Source organism: Planococcus chinensis (assembly GCF_042681545.1).
Taxonomy (GTDB): domain Bacteria; phylum Bacillota; class Bacilli; order Bacillales_A; family Planococcaceae; genus Planococcus; species Planococcus chinensis.
In genome coordinates this window covers 109472-126142 of record NZ_JBHUFW010000005.1, presented here as the reverse complement: position 1 = coordinate 126142, position 16671 = coordinate 109472, and the positions used below count along the sequence as shown (strand labels likewise).

At 51.0% G+C, this 16671-nt stretch carries 18 protein-coding genes; 9 read left to right on the top strand and 9 right to left on the bottom strand.

Annotation, left to right across the window (positions count from 1 at the left end; all coding sequences use genetic code 11):
- Window positions 1–83 precede the first annotated feature (83 nt).
- The 3 genes from ACFSDB_RS08270 to ACFSDB_RS08260 all read right to left on the bottom strand — a co-directional run bounded on the left by ACFSDB_RS08270 (window position 84) and on the right by ACFSDB_RS08260 (window position 2925).
- Complete coding sequence (locus tag ACFSDB_RS08270; RefSeq protein WP_204891832.1) at window positions 84–1343, bottom strand: YeeE/YedE family protein; 1260 nt, start codon at window positions 1341–1343, stop codon at window positions 84–86.
- Between the two features lie 150 nt (window positions 1344–1493).
- Window positions 1494–2000, bottom strand: a complete 507-nt coding sequence (gene mug, locus ACFSDB_RS08265; RefSeq protein WP_204891831.1) for a G/U mismatch-specific DNA glycosylase — start codon at window positions 1998–2000, stop codon at window positions 1494–1496.
- A 142-nt stretch (window positions 2001–2142) separates the two neighbouring features.
- On the bottom strand, window positions 2143–2925 hold the full coding sequence (locus tag ACFSDB_RS08260; protein ID WP_204891830.1) for a glucose 1-dehydrogenase: 783 nt from the start codon (window positions 2923–2925) through the stop codon (window positions 2143–2145).
- Window positions 2926–3088: 163 nt separating this feature from the next.
- On the opposite strand from ACFSDB_RS08260, the gene ACFSDB_RS08255 reads away from it, so the two are divergent.
- The gene (locus tag ACFSDB_RS08255; RefSeq protein WP_204891829.1) at window positions 3089–3694 is read left to right on the top strand and encodes a TetR/AcrR family transcriptional regulator; all 606 of its coding nucleotides are present in this window, start codon (window positions 3089–3091) and stop codon (window positions 3692–3694) included.
- A 118-nt stretch (window positions 3695–3812) separates the two neighbouring features.
- Complete coding sequence (locus ACFSDB_RS08250) at window positions 3813–4154, top strand: hypothetical protein (protein ID WP_204891828.1); 342 nt, start codon at window positions 3813–3815, stop codon at window positions 4152–4154.
- A gap of 175 nt (window positions 4155–4329) precedes the next feature.
- Here ACFSDB_RS08250 and ACFSDB_RS08245 read toward each other — a convergent pair whose 3' ends face one another.
- Complete coding sequence (locus ACFSDB_RS08245) at window positions 4330–5382, bottom strand: tellurite resistance/C4-dicarboxylate transporter family protein (RefSeq protein WP_377339722.1); 1053 nt, start codon at window positions 5380–5382, stop codon at window positions 4330–4332.
- A 227-nt stretch (window positions 5383–5609) separates the two neighbouring features.
- On the opposite strand from ACFSDB_RS08245, the gene ACFSDB_RS08240 reads away from it, so the two are divergent.
- The gene (locus ACFSDB_RS08240) at window positions 5610–6482 is read left to right on the top strand and encodes an AraC family transcriptional regulator (RefSeq protein ID WP_204891827.1); all 873 of its coding nucleotides are present in this window, start codon (window positions 5610–5612) and stop codon (window positions 6480–6482) included.
- A gap of 75 nt (window positions 6483–6557) precedes the next feature.
- On the opposite strand, the gene ACFSDB_RS08235 is transcribed toward ACFSDB_RS08240, so the two are convergent.
- The 3 genes from ACFSDB_RS08235 to ACFSDB_RS08225 are packed head-to-tail and all read right to left on the bottom strand — an operon-like array spanning window position 6558 to window position 7687.
- The gene (locus ACFSDB_RS08235) at window positions 6558–6803 is read right to left on the bottom strand and encodes a hypothetical protein (protein ID WP_204891826.1); all 246 of its coding nucleotides are present in this window, start codon (window positions 6801–6803) and stop codon (window positions 6558–6560) included.
- On the bottom strand, window positions 6781–7299 hold the full coding sequence (locus tag ACFSDB_RS08230) for an RNA polymerase sigma factor (RefSeq protein ID WP_204892135.1): 519 nt from the start codon (window positions 7297–7299) through the stop codon (window positions 6781–6783). The genes ACFSDB_RS08235 and ACFSDB_RS08230 overlap by 23 nt, the downstream gene beginning before the upstream one ends.
- Window positions 7300–7309: 10 nt before the next feature.
- A complete protein-coding gene (locus ACFSDB_RS08225) occupies window positions 7310–7687 on the bottom strand; it encodes a group-specific protein (protein WP_204891825.1) in 378 nt (125 codons plus the stop codon).
- Between the two features lie 184 nt (window positions 7688–7871).
- Between ACFSDB_RS08225 and ACFSDB_RS08220 the strand changes: the two genes are divergently transcribed.
- From ACFSDB_RS08220 to ACFSDB_RS08200, 5 genes are all read left to right on the top strand, one after another.
- Window positions 7872–8561: a response regulator transcription factor gene (locus tag ACFSDB_RS08220; RefSeq protein WP_204891824.1), complete on the top strand. Its 690-nt coding sequence runs from the start codon at window positions 7872–7874 to the stop codon at window positions 8559–8561.
- Window positions 8554–9558, top strand: coding sequence for a sensor histidine kinase (locus ACFSDB_RS08215; RefSeq protein WP_204891823.1), 1005 nt, complete (start codon window positions 8554–8556; stop codon window positions 9556–9558). The genes ACFSDB_RS08220 and ACFSDB_RS08215 overlap by 8 nt, the downstream gene beginning before the upstream one ends.
- Window positions 9559–10131: 573 nt before the next feature.
- A complete protein-coding gene (locus ACFSDB_RS08210; protein WP_204891822.1) occupies window positions 10132–10899 on the top strand; it encodes an ABC transporter ATP-binding protein in 768 nt (255 codons plus the stop codon).
- Window positions 10892–12874, top strand: coding sequence for an FtsX-like permease family protein (locus ACFSDB_RS08205; protein ID WP_204891821.1), 1983 nt, complete (start codon window positions 10892–10894; stop codon window positions 12872–12874). The genes ACFSDB_RS08210 and ACFSDB_RS08205 overlap by 8 nt, the downstream gene beginning before the upstream one ends.
- A gap of 261 nt (window positions 12875–13135) precedes the next feature.
- Window positions 13136–14323, top strand: coding sequence for an aminotransferase-like domain-containing protein (locus ACFSDB_RS08200; protein ID WP_377339717.1), 1188 nt, complete (start codon window positions 13136–13138; stop codon window positions 14321–14323).
- A 72-nt stretch (window positions 14324–14395) separates the two neighbouring features.
- On the opposite strand, the gene ACFSDB_RS08195 is transcribed toward ACFSDB_RS08200, so the two are convergent.
- Window positions 14396–15133, bottom strand: coding sequence for a YqcI/YcgG family protein (locus ACFSDB_RS08195; protein WP_204891819.1), 738 nt, complete (start codon window positions 15131–15133; stop codon window positions 14396–14398).
- 115 nt (window positions 15134–15248) lie between these two features.
- Complete coding sequence (locus tag ACFSDB_RS08190) at window positions 15249–15788, bottom strand: helix-turn-helix domain-containing protein (RefSeq protein ID WP_204891818.1); 540 nt, start codon at window positions 15786–15788, stop codon at window positions 15249–15251.
- 211 nt (window positions 15789–15999) lie between these two features.
- Between ACFSDB_RS08190 and ACFSDB_RS08185 the strand changes: the two genes are divergently transcribed.
- Complete coding sequence (locus ACFSDB_RS08185) at window positions 16000–16671, top strand: alpha/beta hydrolase (RefSeq protein ID WP_204891817.1); 672 nt, start codon at window positions 16000–16002, stop codon at window positions 16669–16671.

Below are 16671 nucleotides of genomic sequence, written 5' to 3'. Positions count from 1 at the left end.
TTTCGACATGAACCCATAAATAAAAGGATTGAGTGCCGTTTGCGGCGCTCAATCCTTTTGTTTTTTGACTGATGTTAATTTCGTCAGCACACGGAATCAGTTGATTTGGGAACCGACAACCCGAACAGGGGCCGGATGTATAACGCGACGAACGTTCCGGCCAGGGCAAGGATGCCCCAAATATAGCCATGGAGGCTGAAGGAAGCGATGCCGCCGAAGTACGCGCCGATGTTGCAGCCGAATGCCAAGCGCGCACCGTAGCCCATCAGCAGTCCGCCGACGACGGATGCCGCAAAATTACCTGCAGTGACTTTGGTGAATTTGAACAATCCGCCGGCAGCTGAAGCGATAAACGCCCCAATGATGACGCCGAGGTTCAGGACCGTGGTGGAATCCGCGAAAATAGACGCTTGCAGCGATGCGGCATTGGCGCCTTGCCAATAGCCCCAGCTTGCCACGTCAACACCGAATGCACTGGCGATTTTGGAACCCCATAAGGCGAACGCGGAAGTGATGCCCCAAGGCGTACCGCGCGTCATGAGGGTCAAGGCGTTGAGGACCGCCAAGACAATCGCAGCGGCAAATAGGGGCCACGATCCGCGGAAAATCCGTTTCCATCCTTTTTCAGTCGGAAGCGGCGCCATTTTTGGCGCTTTTTTCTTTTTCTCGATGACTAGAGTCAGCCAAGCGATAAAGCCAAATAGCGCAATGGACACGAGCCATGCACCGCCGTAGCCGAGACCAGTGGACGTCGCCAGTGAAACGGGTTCGAATGCAGGCATTTCTTCTGTCCAGAACGGCAAGTGATAAGCGCCGATTGTGGCGCCGACGATAAAGAATACAAGCGTCACGAACATGACCGTGCGCCCGCCGCCCACAGCGTAGAGTGTGCCGGAAGCACAGCCGCCGCCGAGCTGCATGCCGATGCCGAAGATGAAGGCGCCGACGACCAGGCTAACGCCAACGGGAGACACGTATCCGGCAACCGGACCACCGAAGAAGGTTGCGCCATATGCGAGAATCGGTGCAAACAGCGTCACCGCGATTGCCAGCATCAGCATATGCGAGCGCATTGCCTGGCCATTGCCGACAGACGCCATCCGGCGGAATGCAGACGTGAAGCCGAAGCGGGCATGGAATAGCGTATAGCCCAACAGCAAGCCGATGCCCAATAGCATGGGTTGGGAGATGTGCTGAGTTGCCAGCAGGTAAACAAACAGCAGGATGGCAGCGATGACGCCGCCGCCGATCAGTACTTTTTGCGGTGGATTCAATGCAAGGCCGTCTCGCGCAATCGGCCCTTTTGTCTCGTCCACAGGTTGGACGCTCGTTGTAGTAGTCAAATCAATAACACCCTTTTCCTATCAATATAGTCGGAATAATAGTTTATGATAGGGGTTTCGGAATCTCAAGTCAACCAGCGAAGCTTGAAAACTGTTTACGGGCAGGGCATTGAGTGGAAGTGGCGCCAGATTCCCGGAATTCATAGAAAGCTACAGATATTTACTCAATCCTCTATACACATCCACGATATCATTCATTTTAATCCGCACCAATCCGCTGGATGACGGGGCAACAAATTCGACCATGCCGGGAACGACGGGTTCATCCTGGACGCCCCAATCGATCTTCCGTTTGCGGCTGAATTCCTTATAGACGCCTTTGCCGACAAAGCACACGGCGTTCGGCCGGTATGCTTCGATCTTCTCACGCAGCAGCGCGGCGCCTTCTTTGTATTCTTCCTTGGTGATCTCCGCTGCTTCCTTTGTCGGCCGGTCGACGATGTTCGTGAGCCCGTAGCCCAGCTCGAGCAGTTCACGGTTTTCGTGCGGCGCAAACTTTCTCGGCGTCAGCCCGGCCTCGTGGAGGATCTTCCAGAAGCGGTTCGTCGGGTTGGCGTAATGGAAGCCGGTCTCGGACGAGCGGATGCTCGGGTTGAATCCGACAAAAAGGATTTTCAATCCTTCTTGCAGGTGGTCGGGGATGGGTTCTAGGTGCATGTTCGGTCACTCCTTTATGTAGGGACATTATAGCGAACTTTCCCGTTTTTCTTCGGTTCTAAGCTTTGAAATGGACAGGAAAAAAACGCTTCCTCTCAGCGGCAGCTAAGAGGAAGCGCAATCTTCAACACGTTTAGTGGTTTTAGTATTTGTACGACTGGCCGCCGTCAATGGTGATGACGGAAGCATTGATGAAGCGGGAGCTGTCGGACAACAGGAAAGCGACCAGGTTTCCGACTTCTTCCGGCTGGCCGAAACGTTTCATCGGGTTGACGCTGACAAATTCCTTGCCGGCCGCTTCCCAGTTGTCGCCAGCCATCTGCTTCAAGGAACCTTCGACCATCGGCGTCATGATGGCGCCTGGCGCGATGGCATTGATGCTGATGCCGTACTGGCCGTATTCCACGCCGGAGTTGCGCGTCAAGCCGACGACGCCGTGCTTGCTCGCCGCATAGCCGGACTGGTTGCCGACGCCGCGGATGCCGCCGACGGAAGCTGTGTTGACGATGGAACCGGAACCTTGTTCTTTCATGACTTTCAAGACGTGCTTCATGCCGAAGAACACGCCGTTCAAGTTGACGCTGATAACTTTCTGGAATTCATCGGAGCCGTAATCTTCGGTCAGGTTCTGCTTGCCTTCGATGCCGGCGTTGTTGAAAAAGCCGTCGATTTGGCCGAATTTATCGAGTGTAAACTTGACGTAGTTCTGCACTTCTTCTTCATTCGTAACGTTCGCTTCGAAGATTTCAACCGCTGCGTCTGGCGCTGCTGCGAGCACCTCTTTCTTGCTTTCTTCGAGGGAGTCCTTGTTCATGTCGACCAGGACCAGTTTCGCGCCTTGCTTGGAAATTGCGAGTGCTGCCGCGCGCCCAAGCCCTGAACCGCCGCCTGTAATCAATACAACTTTGCCTGTGAAATCAATCATTTCTGAATCGCTCCTTTTCCTTGGAATAAAAGACTGAATTTAATGTACACTCTAAGTGTAATCCGTAAAAAAAGCGGGCTCAATCAGTAGAAAAGCTGGAGGTGTCGAATAAGTCGACACTTTACATGAAAGTGTCGATTTTATTCAATGGAGGCAAAAGGCGATGAAAGCTAATAAACGGAAAAATTCTCCGCAAAACGAACGGACCAAACACCATTTGAAACAGGCGTTCACCGATCTGATCAACGAGAAAGGGTTCAGCCATGTTTCGGTCACCGACATTGTCGAACGGGCACAGTACAACCGGGCGACGTTCTATCTCCATTACCTGGACAAGCCGCACATCACGGAAGAATTGAAAAAGGAGATGTTCCAGCAGATCAAGCGGACCGGCATGGAGCTGTATACGCCGGGCAGGCGGATCGACACCAAAGCAATGAACACGGATTCGTTCGAACTGGTCACGTTCATCTACGACAACCGTTCATTTTTCAATCTCTATCTTTTGGAAGACACGATTCCCGGGCTGTATCAGGAATTGCCGCAGGCCATTTTCGAAATGCTCCAGGAAGAGTTCACGTTCACTGCAGTGGGTGCGCACGACATCAACTCCCCACAGTTTAAATTGTATATGGCGCATGGCACTGCGGGGCTGGTCCTCGACTGGGCACGAAACGGCTACCTGGAGTCACCGAAAGAAATCACGTCGCAACTGATCAATATCCTGCAGGCATTTGCAAGCGGCTTCACGGTATCCGAACGGGGCTGATGGCGGAGAAAGCTGCTTGGGATTTTTATTGAAAGCAAGGATCGTGTTTGTTTCAGGCTGTTTAGGTGTATAGGAAAGAGAGAAGGCAGTTAAAGCGCAATGGAAGGAGCGGGTATGCATGAGCATGCAGCACATAACGGATGATGATCTGGTAAGGGATGAATACGGGAATTATTACAAAGTGGTCGGTCTACATACGGACGGGGACACATTGAAAGCCCTCGAGGTATCGAACCTGTATTTCGAGCTGTCGTTCGAAAGTTCGGCGGATTCGATGGGCGAAAGATATGGCCAGACGCCGGTCGGCGTGTTCCTGCAGGAGCGGTTGAACGCCTACATCGAAGATATCCAGCAACGCGAACGGCCGATTTACGGCATCCGCGACTTGATGGTCAATAGGATCAAAGTCTATGCGGTCGATATCACGCAGCCGCACCCGAAACGGGATTTGACGGTGTAAGGTGAATCAGAAATCCCCTCAAGCGATTGCTTGAAGGGATTTTTTTAGTTCAATTCAACGGAGCCAGGAAATAAAACCTCGCGGCATTTTTGAAATGCACCCTGGTTTTACTAAATCTATTGTCCGAAGTATGCAGACACCAAAAACGCATTCCATTTTATAGGAATGCGAGACATCAGGTTTTATTGCTCCGATAAAAATGGACAGCGCGAAAATACAGATGGCGCAGCAGGCCCCAAAAAACTACAAGCCAAGCGGCCAGCGCTATATAAATCATGAAATGAGGGATCGCTTTCAGGAAGCTGGTGCCGAGCGTTTCGGCAAGTTCCCAGGTACTGGCGGTGTACATGGCGAGCGGAAAGACCATCGCCCACCATTGGGGGCCGTATTCAAGCGGAGAGCGGTTATAAACATGGCGCCAGAACCAAAGAATGAAGAGCAGCGGAATCCACCACGTGCCGGCCGCCCAAAAGAACAACGTGAAGCCTTTGATAAACGGTGTGATTTCTGTGAGCAGCCCCCATTGGCCGGCATGCTTGATCAGTGTGGCGCCGGCAAGGCTTGTGATGGCGACAGCCCCCATGTTGATCCAGTAAGGCGGCGCAAATGCTGAAAACTTAAGCTGCAGGAATGTGAAACGGTAAAAAATCAGCGTGATAATGTTCAAATACAGCATACAGCCGAGAAAGTACATACAAAGAGTGAAAAACAAGGCAACATCTTTTCCCTGTGCCATTTGAGGCGCCAGCAATGTTCCGAGGATCGATACGGACTGTGTAGCGACTGCAGCAATCAGCCAAGCGCCGTTGATCCCTTCGGATAATGTCGGTGTATTGCGGCGAACCGTTACGGCGGTGAAGAAGGTATACATGATCAGCACCCATAGCAATATAGCGAATGCCCAAAGCAGAAAAGCGGCACTATAGTGGCCGGCTACAATAATCATTTGGCTTCCGAGCACACAGGTCCCGGCAACTGTAGTGAAAAAACCCGAGCCAAGCGTATGGCTCGTGAGGTCGCTGAAGACGCGTCCGGGATGGTGAATGATGCGGACCAATGTCAGCAGCCACAGTACGGAATAAGCTGCGATATTAAGATACAGCAGAAAATCGGCCAATATTTCCAGGCCAATCAGAAAGGCACTGATTGATAAGGCGCCAGTCGCCATGACAAAAGCAAAATAGCCCGGAAACAATGTTTTGGCTAGCTGCTTGATGAAATTGAACACGTTATCCTCCCCTAAATCTTTGCACGATTCTTTTATTTTAACCCACTTTCATGTTGATGGGAAAGAGCCGGGGAAGACAGGGGTGTTATCAGGGAATGTAGGATGAAAATAATGGATAAAGCGGCCAGTGCGGATAATCAGGCTATATGGCCGACTTTCCCCGTATAGGTAAAATCGGATGGCGACATTGCATGGCGAGTAAGATAAAAAAGAAGGGAGGCCGGTACATGAATATGCTGAATAACATGAATGATGCGCTGAAGTATATTGAAGAGCATCTTGAGGATGACATCGATTTTGGAAAAGTGGCTTTGCTCGCCGGTGTTTCCGAATATCATTTCCGGAAACTATTTTCCTACCTGTCAGGGATGAGCTTAAGCGCGTACATCCGGAACCGGCGGCTGTCAAAAGCGGTTGTTGATCTGCAGCAAGGCAGTGAGCGGGTAGTAGATATTGCCGTAAAGTACGGCTACGATTCGGCGGACGGCTTCAGCCGTGCATTCCGGGAATGGTCCGGAATCAACCCCTCGGATGTGAAGGACAGCTCTGTGTTCAAGGTGTTTCCGCGCCTCGCTTTCCAATTGACTCTGCAAGGAGGAATGGAGATGGAATACCGCATTGAAGAAAAAGATGCGTTCAAGTTGGTGGGTATCCAAAAGCGGGTGCCCATCGTGTTCGAAGGGCAAAATCCGGACATCATGAAAATGGCGCAATCGATTACGGAGGAGCAGCGGGAGCGGCTGCAGAAAATGCGCAACACCGACGTCAAAACAGTTGTCAATGCATCTTCCCATTTTGATGACGGACGCTTGGAAGAAAAGGGGGAGCTTGATCACCTGATCGGCTCGATCACGACACTTGATCAAGATTTTGAAGAGTTCGATGTTTTGGAAGTGCCTGGAGGTACATGGGCAATTTTCAGTACCCAAGGCCCTTTCCCGCAAGCGCTCCAGGAGATGTGGGCAAACATTTTTTCCGAATGGCTGCCTTCATCAAATTACGAACTCGTGGATGGACCTGAAGTTTCATTCAACGGAGATTTCGCGGATCCAATGAACGTCTATAGCGAAGTCTGGATTCCGGTGAAAAAAATGGATTGAAGGAAGAACCGTGCCTGAAGAGAAGGCGCGGTTCTTCCTGTTTATAAAGAAATGAAAATTATCAGTCGAGTTGCCCTATACGAAAAAAAGCACTTGCAAGAGCATTAATCCTGCACCACCGGCAGCAGGCGCCACTTTCATTGCCAAAATTCCGCGCTCGGTCGAAGCAAGCGACTCAAACGGATCTTTCGCGGGCGACCCGAGAAACTGGAGGAAACGATTCCATTTGGTGCTTTTCGCCGGGAAGTCGGGCACTTCGATGTGGTATTCATCGAGGCGCGCACGCACATGCGGTTCGTTATCGAGCGGATTCTGATGCATCGTAATATCCCTCCAATTCGTTCTTTAATAATTTCGTCGCCCTGTGCAGACGCGACTTGACTGTTCCTTTTGGAATCGAGAGGACCTTCGCCATTTCTTCCTGGCTCATATCGTGGTAATAAAACAGTAAAATCACCGCCCGCTCAATATCAGGAAGTTTTGCGACAGCTTCGCGTATGGTCAGCCGGTCTGCGCTCGAAACGGCCTCTTTAGCCCGCGGCATCAAATACGGCAACAGGCTCTGGAGTTTTTTTCGGCGGTTCAATTTCGTAATCATCAGCCGGTATGCGATTTGGAAAAGGAAGTTCTTCAAGCTCCCTTTTTCCGCATCAAAACGGTCCCTGTGGTCCTGCAATTTCATGAATGTGTCCTGCACAACATCGATACTGAATTGCTCGTCGCGTGTATACCGGTAAATGAACGAGTACAGCGGCTTTTGCATCAGCCGGTAAATACCGTCAAGCGCATCCGCATCTCCTTGCTGATAGGCCATCATCAAACGTTCTTCACACGCCTCCAATATCGTCTCCCCACCGTTCCTTGATCGTCTTCAACGTGATTGATACCCGGCTGACCAAATAGAGGATGGTGACGAGTGTCCAAACCTGCGATTGATTTGTGAAAAACTGGACGTAGGCATTTTCGACAGTAAAGCCATTGGAAACGAGAAAATTCAAGGCTTGCACGCATACGATTGTGTAAATGGCCAAGCTGAGCGTCATGGTGTCAAAAACATTCCATCTCAAATAAATAACCGTCTTTTTATAATCGATCCTCCCTTTTTCCCGCACCACGTGTCTGCGATCCATCGGAATAGCGATTGAAAGAATGATGGCCGTCATTATAGCTGCTACGGCTAATGATACTATCCATCCCATGCCCATTATGTACACCCCTTTTGGTTTTTATTGTTACTTACTATACTGATGGGATAAGGAAAAGGTTCACGGTTTTCTAGATTTTTTTTGAAACTTCCGTTGGAGCAGCGTCCATGCAAACTGGTGGGCGGACGGAATTTCCGATAAACTGGAAGAAGAATTGGGAGACAAAGAGGAATGGGATGAGACAATGTTTAAGATCATGATCGTAGAAGACGATGCTACAATTGCCGGCGTGCTTGCAGAAGAGCTGCGGAAATGGAACCACGAAGCAGTGCTCGTCGAGGATTTCAGCCGGGTGATGGAAGACTTTAAAGAACAGGCGCCGCAGCTGGTGCTGATGGATATTTCGCTGCCGTCGTTCAACGGTTATTACTGGTGCCAAAAAATCCGCAAGGTGTCACAAGTGCCCATCATTTTCATCTCCTCGCGCAATGAAAACATGGATATTGTCATGGCCATCCAGATGGGCGCGGATGATTTCATTTCCAAACCGTTCGATTTGACGGTAGCGGTGGCCAAGACGCAGGCATTGCTCAGACGGACATATGATTTCAAGGAAGCGGAAAACTTCCTTCATTTTAACCGGACCGTTTTGAAGCCCGGGGAGTCGAAGTTGCTGAATGAAGGCCGGGAAGTCGATTTGACGCGGACGGAATTGCGGATTCTCGAGCAATTGTTTCTGCAGAAAGGCGAGTACGTGGCCCGTGAGGAAATCATGGTCAAATTATGGGAAGATGAATCGTTCATCGACGACAACACGTTGGCGGTCAACATTGCCCGGCTCCGGAAAAAACTGGCGAAGGCGGAACTGCCCGACTTTATCGTGACGAAAAAAGGCGTCGGGTATGCCCTCAACAAGGAGGCGGCGCATGAATAACGAAATTCTGAAGAGCTTCTTGCTCGCTACGCGTTCCCAGCTTTTCGTTTTTTTCGGGGTCCTTGCGGTGTTCGGCATGATTTTCGTGTTCAACCGGCAGCCTTTCGGGTTATTTCTGTACGGTGCGGAGTTGGCCGCGTTCCTGCTGCTTATCTATTTGATCGTCCAATACACCCGCTACCAGGGCAGGTACAAGGCCATCAAGAACCTCCAGCCGGCGAACGCGCGGACACTGGAGGACCTTTCAAAAAGTGCCGACCCCATCGATGCGCTTTATGAGGAAAAACTGGCTTCGCTGCTTCAGGAAAACCGGGAACTCGAAAACCTGCATGCGGCGCGGCAAGCCGATCAGCTCGATTACTTCACGCTGTGGCTCCATCAGATCAAAACGCCGATTGCGGGCATCAGCTTGCTGAATCAAGGGTCACCGTCGAAAGAGGCCAAGCAGATTTCCCAGGAATTGCTGCGGCTCGAAGATTATACCCATATGGCGCTCAATTACATAAAACTTGAAGATTCCAGCGCGGAGCTGGACCTGGCGGAAGTCGACCTCGATCCCATCATCAAAGGGGCGATCAAAAAGTATTCCATCCTTTTCATCTACAAAGGCATCAAGCTCGACTATCAACCGGCCGGCATGCGCGTATTGTCGGATGGCAAATGGCTGCAGAATCTCCTGGAGCAAATTTTGTCGAACAGCCTGAAGTACACAGCGAGCGGCACCATCTCCATTTATACGGCCCCCGGAAAAGAAGGGGTGCTCGTCATCGAAGACACCGGCATCGGCATCCGGCCGGAAGACCTGCCGAAAATCTTCAATAAAGGCTATTCCGGTTTCAATGGCCGCCTCCACGAAAAATCGACCGGGCTTGGCCTTTTCCTTAGCAAGAAAATCTGTGAGCGTCTTGGGCACAAGCTCGACATCGAATCGGAACCCGGCAAAGGGACCCGCGTACTGATCAATATGTCGCGGGATGAAATCGAGGTTTTTGATTGAGTGGGAGCGAGGAGAAAATCCATATTTTATTTTAATCGACGTTATCTGAGTTTTAATCGACACTTCTCAGAAGTTAATCGACAGTACCCGGAAGTTAATCGACGCTATTTGAAATTTAATCGACAGTATGGGGATACAGTGCATTAATGAAGCGAAGAGTTATAGGCCGCTTCGGCGCTTTGGGCATGGCTCCCACAATGAGCCGGGAAGGACACCCGTCTCATTGCTTCGCCTAGCCCCTGGACGCGCCGGCGCTGGTCTAATTCATTGAAGCCTGAACACTTCACCTGGTTAGCAGTACTTTCAGAGATATGAAGCAAAACAGCGGAGACGCCCGCGGGAAAGCGAGAAAGCCGAGACCCCGCAAGCCGCAACGCGGCTGAGGAGGCTTGGCGCTCGCCCGCAGGCAAGCGCAGCTGTTTTGCGGAATATCGGTTATTACAAACCCCTATTTCACCGTATCCCGAAACTTCCTATCTTACGAAATCGTAAGATTCCTTTGCCCATTGTAAGAATAGGTACAGGCACCCCTTTCACCCGTCCCGTATCATTAATTGCAAGGAGGGGTTAGCAATGACCTTATTGGAAATCAAGAATCTGAAAAAAGTATATACAGCACGTTTCTCGAATCAGCAGACAGAAGCCTTGGCGGCCGTCAATTTCTCTGTGGAAGAAGGGGAGTTCGTGTCGATCATGGGCGAGTCGGGATCCGGCAAGACGACGCTGTTGAACATCATCTCCACGCTCGACGATGCGACGGGCGGCGAGGTCTTCCTCGATGGTCAGCCGTTGTCGCGGATCAAGGACCGGGAAGTGTCGGCGTTCCGCAGAAACACGCTCGGCTTCGTCTTCCAGGACTTCAACCTGCTCGACAACTTTACGATCAAAGACAACATCCTGCTGCCGCTCGTGCTGTCGAAGACGCCGGTGGCCGAAATGGAAGCACGCCTCACACCGGTGGTCCGGAACCTCGGGATCGAAGCGCATATCAATAAATTCCCGTATGAAGTATCCGGCGGCCAGAAACAGCGTGTCGCTGTCGCGCGGGCGCTGATCACGCAGCCGAAAATCATCCTGGCGGATGAGCCGACCGGCGCGCTCGATTCAAAAGCGTCGCAGAATTTGATGGAGACCTTACGGGGCATCAATGAAACCGGCCAGACGATTTTGATGGTAACCCACAGCACGCGGGCAGCGAGCTATTCGAAACGCGTCCTCTTCATCCGGGACGGTGCCGTCTACCACGAAATCTACCGGGGCCATGACTCGGCGGATGTATTCATGGACCGCATCGCCCAGTCGCTGAAAGTGCTGTCGAGCCGGGGTGAGCGAGATGAATAACCGCTTTTTCTCATCGCTCGCGCTGCGCAACATCAAGTCGAACCGGCAATTGTACATTCCGTATTTATTGTCATCGACCACGATCATTACAATGTTTTTCCTGATGGTGTCCCTGTTGACCAATAAATTCGTCCAGGAGCGCTCCAGTTCGCTGCCGATGATGTTTTTGATCGGTGCTGTGGTCATCGGCATCTTTTCGTTTATCTTCATCCTCTACACCAATAGCTTTCTCATCAAGCGTAGAAAAAAGGAAATCGGCCTGTATGGGATTCTGGGCCTCGAGAAAAAGCACGTGGCGAAAATCCTGTTCTTTGAAACGGTGTTCACCAGCGTGTTGAGCATTGCGGCGGGACTGGTGGCAGGCGTCATCTTCGGCCGGCTTGTGTTCATGCTGCTGAATTATTTGCTGCGGCTGCCGATTGACATCGCCTATTCGACGTCGCTTTTGAGCGCCGGGGTGACCGCTGCCCTTTTCCTCGGCATCTTCGGCATCACGTATCTCTATAACGTCAGCCAGTTCACTTTCGCGAATCCGATCAAGCTGCTGAAAGGGAAGCAGGAAGGGGAGAAGGAGCCCCGGGGATCGGTGATCCTATTTATCTTGTCACTTATCTTCCTTGCCTGGGGATACGGCATTTCGCTGACGATCCCGGATCCGCTCAGCGCGCTTTCCCGCTTCTTTTTTGCGGTGCTGCTGGTCATTATCGGCACCTATCTTTTGTTTGTTTCGGGCTCGATCTTCATTTTGAAAGCCATGAAGAAAAACAAGCGCATTTATTACCAGCCGGGGGCGTTCATTTCCATCTCCGGCATGCTTTACCGCATGAAGCAGAACGCGGTCGGCCTGGCGAACATCTGCATTTTGGCATCGATGGTCATCATTGCGGTTTCGACGACTGCAACGATGTTCATCGGCGCGGAAGAAACGTTGGAGAACCGTTACCCGTATGAGAACAATCTCTCGCTCTTCGGCGATCCCGAAAACATCGGGGCAATGAATGCACGCTTCGAGGAAATGCAGGAGCAGGCGCGGGAGGAAACGGAAGCGGCGGGGCTCCAAGTCGAAGGGATCGAGAGCTATCGCTACTTGAATATGTTCGGCCGGTTGGAAGGGGAAGAATTCAAGTTTGAACAAAGCTCCCCGGGTTCGGACCTTCCGGTATTCATGGATGTCCTGCCGCTTGAGGACTTCAACCAAATGAGCGGCAATTCGTATGAATTGGCAGACGACGAAGCGCTGTTCTACCATTCAACCGGAACCTATTCTGAGGATGAGCTGGCAATCGGCGGACAGACCTACAAGCTGACCGCTATTGACAACGAGTTCAGCGCAAACATGGCACTCACCGAATCGATCGCGCTCGTGCTGCCGGACGTTTCGCATCTTGAGCGGCTGAAAGGGGCTTTCGAGCAGCAGTTTCCGGATAACACCTTCTCGACGATCGACGTCAAGATCGGCTGGAACACGACCGGTTCCGAAGAAGAAAAGCGGGCATTCGGGGAAGCGATGCGCGAGAAATACGGCATCGGCAGAGTCAGTGCCACCAATTACGAATCCCGCATCCTTCAGCGGGAAGAATGGTTCAGCATCAACGGCGGCTTCCTGTTTCTCGGAATTTTTCTCGGGCTCTTGTTCACCATTGGCACGGTGCTGATCACGTACTTCAAGCAAGTGTCCGAAGGCTTCGATGACCGGGAGAAATTCCAGATCATGCAGAAAGTCGGCCTTGATAAGGAAATGATCCAGGAGTCGACGCGTTCCCAGATTGTCTGGATGTTCCTGCTGCCGATTGTCATTGCAACAATCCATGTGATTTTCGCTTATCCGATTGTGCGGAAGCTTCTATTGATCTTCGGTGTCACGAACGACATCACCTGGCTTCTTTCATTCACCGGCGTGGTCGTTGCGTTTGCCGCGGTTTACTGGATGATTTACCGGGTAACATCGCGGATCTATTATAGTATTGTGCAATAACCCCTAGAACACGGTGCAGCCACCGTGTTCTTTTTTATAGAGCAAACTCAAGCTAGCCGAACGCTCATAACCATTGCTTGAACGCTCATCGGCAAGCCGCGAACGCTCATCACCCGTCCCTGAACGCTCATAAGCTCCAGGCGAACGCTCATAACGCCACAGACGTCCGGCTTTCTGGGTTCATCGTGTTCAAACCGGGGCAGAATCTGTAGAATGGACATATACAAGAGAAACTTGAACCCGGAAAGGAGCACGACTGTTGTGAAAGAAGAAATCCCTTTTTCCAAAGATATTGCCCTGGCCTTCAAGAACGAGCCGCCCGGATCCTGGCTGCTGGATTTGCCGGAGGGCTGCATCCGCTTGAGTTCCGGCTACCCGGAGCCATCGCTGGTGCCGGTCGAAGAAGTGAAATCTGCGGTAGTGCGCCTGCTTGATGAGGAAGGCGATCTGCCGCTCCATTATAAAGGCAGCCCAAGAATGCCGAAACTTGCTGCGATGATCCAGGAACGCATGGCGAAGCGCGGGGTTGATTTGACTGAACAGGAGATTTTGGTCACATCCGGCGCATGCCAGGCCATTGATCTAGTGTCCCGCGTCCTGCTGGATTCGAAAGCCGTTGTCGCACTTGAAGCACCGACCTATATGGAAGCGCTCGAAGTGTTCGGGAATTATACGGAGCATTTCATGAACGTACCGGTCGATGAAAACGGCATGGATACCACCCGGTTTGCGGAAATGCTGGCGAATCGGAAACGGGAAGGGCTGACGCTGCCGCGCATCCTCTACACGATTCCGTCGTCGCAGAACCCGACGGGCACAACAATGACCTTAGAGCGCCGCGCGCGCCTGATCGAGCTTGCTGAAGAGTACGGGTTCTTGATCTTGGAAGATGATGCATATGGAGAATTGAACTTTGGAGATGCGCCGCGCCTGTTGAAGGCGCTGGACCGCGGGAACCGGGTCATCCATATCGGCTCGCTGTCGAAAGTGGTGGCGCCAGGCATGCGCATCGGCTGGGCCGCCGGGCCGGAAGAGATCATCACGACGATGAACTGGTTTAAAAAAGACCTTCACCATCCGTTCGGCCAGGCGACAATGACGACGTTCCTTGAGGACATCGATTTTGATGCGCATGTGGAAAAGCTGTCGGCCGCCTACAAGCGGAAATGTGAAGTGATGATCGCCGCCCTGGAGAAATTCCTGCCGCCGGCGGTCACGTGGTACACGCCGGAAGGCGGCTATTTCGTGTGGGTCAGGATTCCTGGCGTTGACACCATGGAAATGCTGCCGCAGGCACTTGATGCAGGCGTGTCCTACGTACCGGGGAATTACTTTTTCCAAAGTCCAGAAAACAACGAATTCCTCCGCTTGTCCTTTAGCTACGCAACCGACGAAGAAATCGTCAAGGGCGTCGAACTGCTCGGGGAAGTGGCCGGAAGGAACATCTGAGAGCAAAAAGATTCTGCGAATAAAAAACATGAAAAAGGAGCGGCCCTTTGATGGGACCGCTCCTTTTCTGCGTCATGCTTTCATTTCCTTATGGGTGAACGGGCATTTGCCTTGGATCGGTTCGCTGTCGTCGCCGATGAAGAACTGCTTCCATTCGTTATGCGTCGGGTCGCCGAAATGGCTGATATCCGGATGCGTCGGGAGGTGGTCCCAAGCCTCCACGCGGGCACGGACTTTCTCGCGTGACATGACGCCGCCCCGTTCGGTGCCTTTCAATCCTTCGAAGATACGGCGCGGCTGGAAGCCGAGCACCATGGCGTTGCCAAGGTCGCGCGTTTTCCGCTGCTTGTAGGCGGGCGTATTCCCAAATACGAAAATCGGTTCCCCGTTGAATGTGAAATCCCATAAATAATGGTCTGGGTCGCGCGGCGCTTCTTTCGGCCACTCGGTGTTGTCCACATCGTGCATGTACTGAAGCAAGTCCCAGAACTGCTTGCGGTATTCATCCAGTGTGCCTTCAGTTTCAAACGGTTCAACGAAAACAAACAGCCCGTGGCGTTTATGCTTCGGATCGTTGAACAGTTCAAGGAAGCTCGATACGGCTTTCGGCAAATTCGACCAGTCTTCCTGAGTCACGTAGGCATACCGGAGTTCGCCTTTCAATTCCCCGCTCATCCCGAAATAGCAGGGGAATGTTTTGTCGGTCACGGTATTGTGGAATGTCTGGTATTCCTTTAACAACCATTTTGGCAAATCCGTCCGGTTCTGGAAATCTTCTTTCGTCAAAAGAGCTTCTACAGTCGTGTTCAATGAAATTCCTCCAATAAATGAAATAGGTCTTTATAAAGCAATTCCCTAAAAGTGTTCCTTAAAAACACAAAAAGCGTTGCCATCTTCAAAAGAGAATCTGGCAATGCTTTTTCATTTAAAAAATATCCTTGAGTTCGGTATCTGCAGCAACCGCGATCAGGACGACCGCGGTTTTATCTCCGATGTTTTTGACGAAATGTGGGACGCTGGCATTCCAGCTGAACGAATCCCCTTGTTCTGCAATAATCGAATCCTCCCCTTGTTCTGCCAGCAATCTGCCTTCGATCACCAGGTGGCTTTCTTCGCCTTCATGTGCGTTGCTTTCGCCGGTCGAAGCGCCGGGTGGAATTTCCACAAGCATCATCCGGAGCCCAGCCCGTGAAGAAAGATGTTCCACTTTCAGATTGTTGAAAGTGGAATTGGCGCGATCCTCTTTTTTCACCACCCGCATATGCTGCTGCTTTTCGAGCAGTAAATAGGGGAGCGGCACTTCCAGATAATTCGATATCGTCTGCAGCGTATTAATGGAGGGAGAGGTGTTGTTGTTTTCAATATTGCTGACAAACCCTTTGGACAAACCTGTTTCTTCACACATCTTTGCAATCGTTATTTTTTTCCGGTTGCGTATCGCCCGGATTTTAGAACCGATATCCATATTTTCACCTCGAAATATTCCATATAGAAAACTTATTTCTATTTTAACAAACAAACGCTTGACATACTACTGTTGACTTGTTATCTTTTAAGAAATAAATATTCTTATTAAGAAACAGCCGCCAGGCTTTATTTTTTGGCATTCTTGTTTCTTAATAAGAATAAAAGATTTCTAAAGAAATCTTCGAGTTGATCCAGAAAGGATGGTTTGTATGAGTTTACCCTTGGTTTTTGAGATGCGCCGACCAAGTGAAATCGATTCTTCCCGAAAATATCCTGCTTTGTTTGTCCTCCACGGCATGGGCAGCAATGAAAAGGACATGCTTGGCCTAGTGGAAGGGTTGGAAGAGCATTTTTTCATTTTCAGTATTCGCGGTCAGTTGGAGCAAAGGCCAGGTTTCGCCTTTTTCACGATTGAACGCTTCGGAAAACCGCATCAAGATGTGTTCGGCGAAGCCAGAGAAAAGCTCCAGGATTTTATCGATTGGGCCACAAACGAGTATCCGCTCGATTCATCCGGGATTTACTTGATGGGCTTCAGTCAAGGGGCCATTTTATCGATGTCCGCTGCGTTAGCGCATTCGGAAAGTATAAAGGGAGTTGTCGCCTTAAGCGGCTATATCCCTGATTTTGTAAAAGAGGATTTCCGCGGCAAGCCAATGGCGAATACTGCATTGTTCATTTCACATGGGCAGCAGGACCAAGTACTTCCGTATAGCTGGAGCAAAGAAAGCAAGTATTATTTCGAATCAGCGGGAGCGGATGTAACGTTCAAAAGCTATCCGTCTCCGCACACGGTGTCGCTCGAGAACTACCAGGATTTCACGAACTGGCTTTTGGCACAGTTGCATGAACCAAACAAAAAAACTTTAGGAGGAAATTAA

Coding starts and splice junctions, on each gene's coding strand:
- mug (WP_204891831.1), bottom strand. CDS start 2,000: ATGCACCTAGAACCCATCCCCGACCACCTGCAAGAAGGATTGAAAATC.
- ACFSDB_RS08260 (WP_204891830.1), bottom strand. CDS start 2,925: ATGATTGATTTCACAGGCAAAGTTGTATTGATTACAGGCGGCGGTTCA.
- ACFSDB_RS08255 (WP_204891829.1), top strand. CDS start 3,089: ATGAAAGCTAATAAACGGAAAAATTCTCCGCAAAACGAACGGACCAAA.
- ACFSDB_RS08250 (WP_204891828.1), top strand. CDS start 3,813: ATGAGCATGCAGCACATAACGGATGATGATCTGGTAAGGGATGAATAC.
- ACFSDB_RS08240 (WP_204891827.1), top strand. CDS start 5,610: ATGAATATGCTGAATAACATGAATGATGCGCTGAAGTATATTGAAGAG.
- ACFSDB_RS08235 (WP_204891826.1), bottom strand. CDS start 6,803: ATGCATCAGAATCCGCTCGATAACGAACCGCATGTGCGTGCGCGCCTC.
- ACFSDB_RS08230 (WP_204892135.1), bottom strand. CDS start 7,299: ATGATGGCCTATCAGCAAGGAGATGCGGATGCGCTTGACGGTATTTAC.
- ACFSDB_RS08225 (WP_204891825.1), bottom strand. CDS start 7,687: ATGGGCATGGGATGGATAGTATCATTAGCCGTAGCAGCTATAATGACG.
- ACFSDB_RS08220 (WP_204891824.1), top strand. CDS start 7,872: ATGTTTAAGATCATGATCGTAGAAGACGATGCTACAATTGCCGGCGTG.
- ACFSDB_RS08215 (WP_204891823.1), top strand. CDS start 8,554: ATGAATAACGAAATTCTGAAGAGCTTCTTGCTCGCTACGCGTTCCCAG.
- ACFSDB_RS08210 (WP_204891822.1), top strand. CDS start 10,132: ATGACCTTATTGGAAATCAAGAATCTGAAAAAAGTATATACAGCACGT.
- ACFSDB_RS08205 (WP_204891821.1), top strand. CDS start 10,892: ATGAATAACCGCTTTTTCTCATCGCTCGCGCTGCGCAACATCAAGTCG.
- ACFSDB_RS08190 (WP_204891818.1), bottom strand. CDS start 15,788: ATGGATATCGGTTCTAAAATCCGGGCGATACGCAACCGGAAAAAAATA.
- ACFSDB_RS08185 (WP_204891817.1), top strand. CDS start 16,000: ATGAGTTTACCCTTGGTTTTTGAGATGCGCCGACCAAGTGAAATCGAT.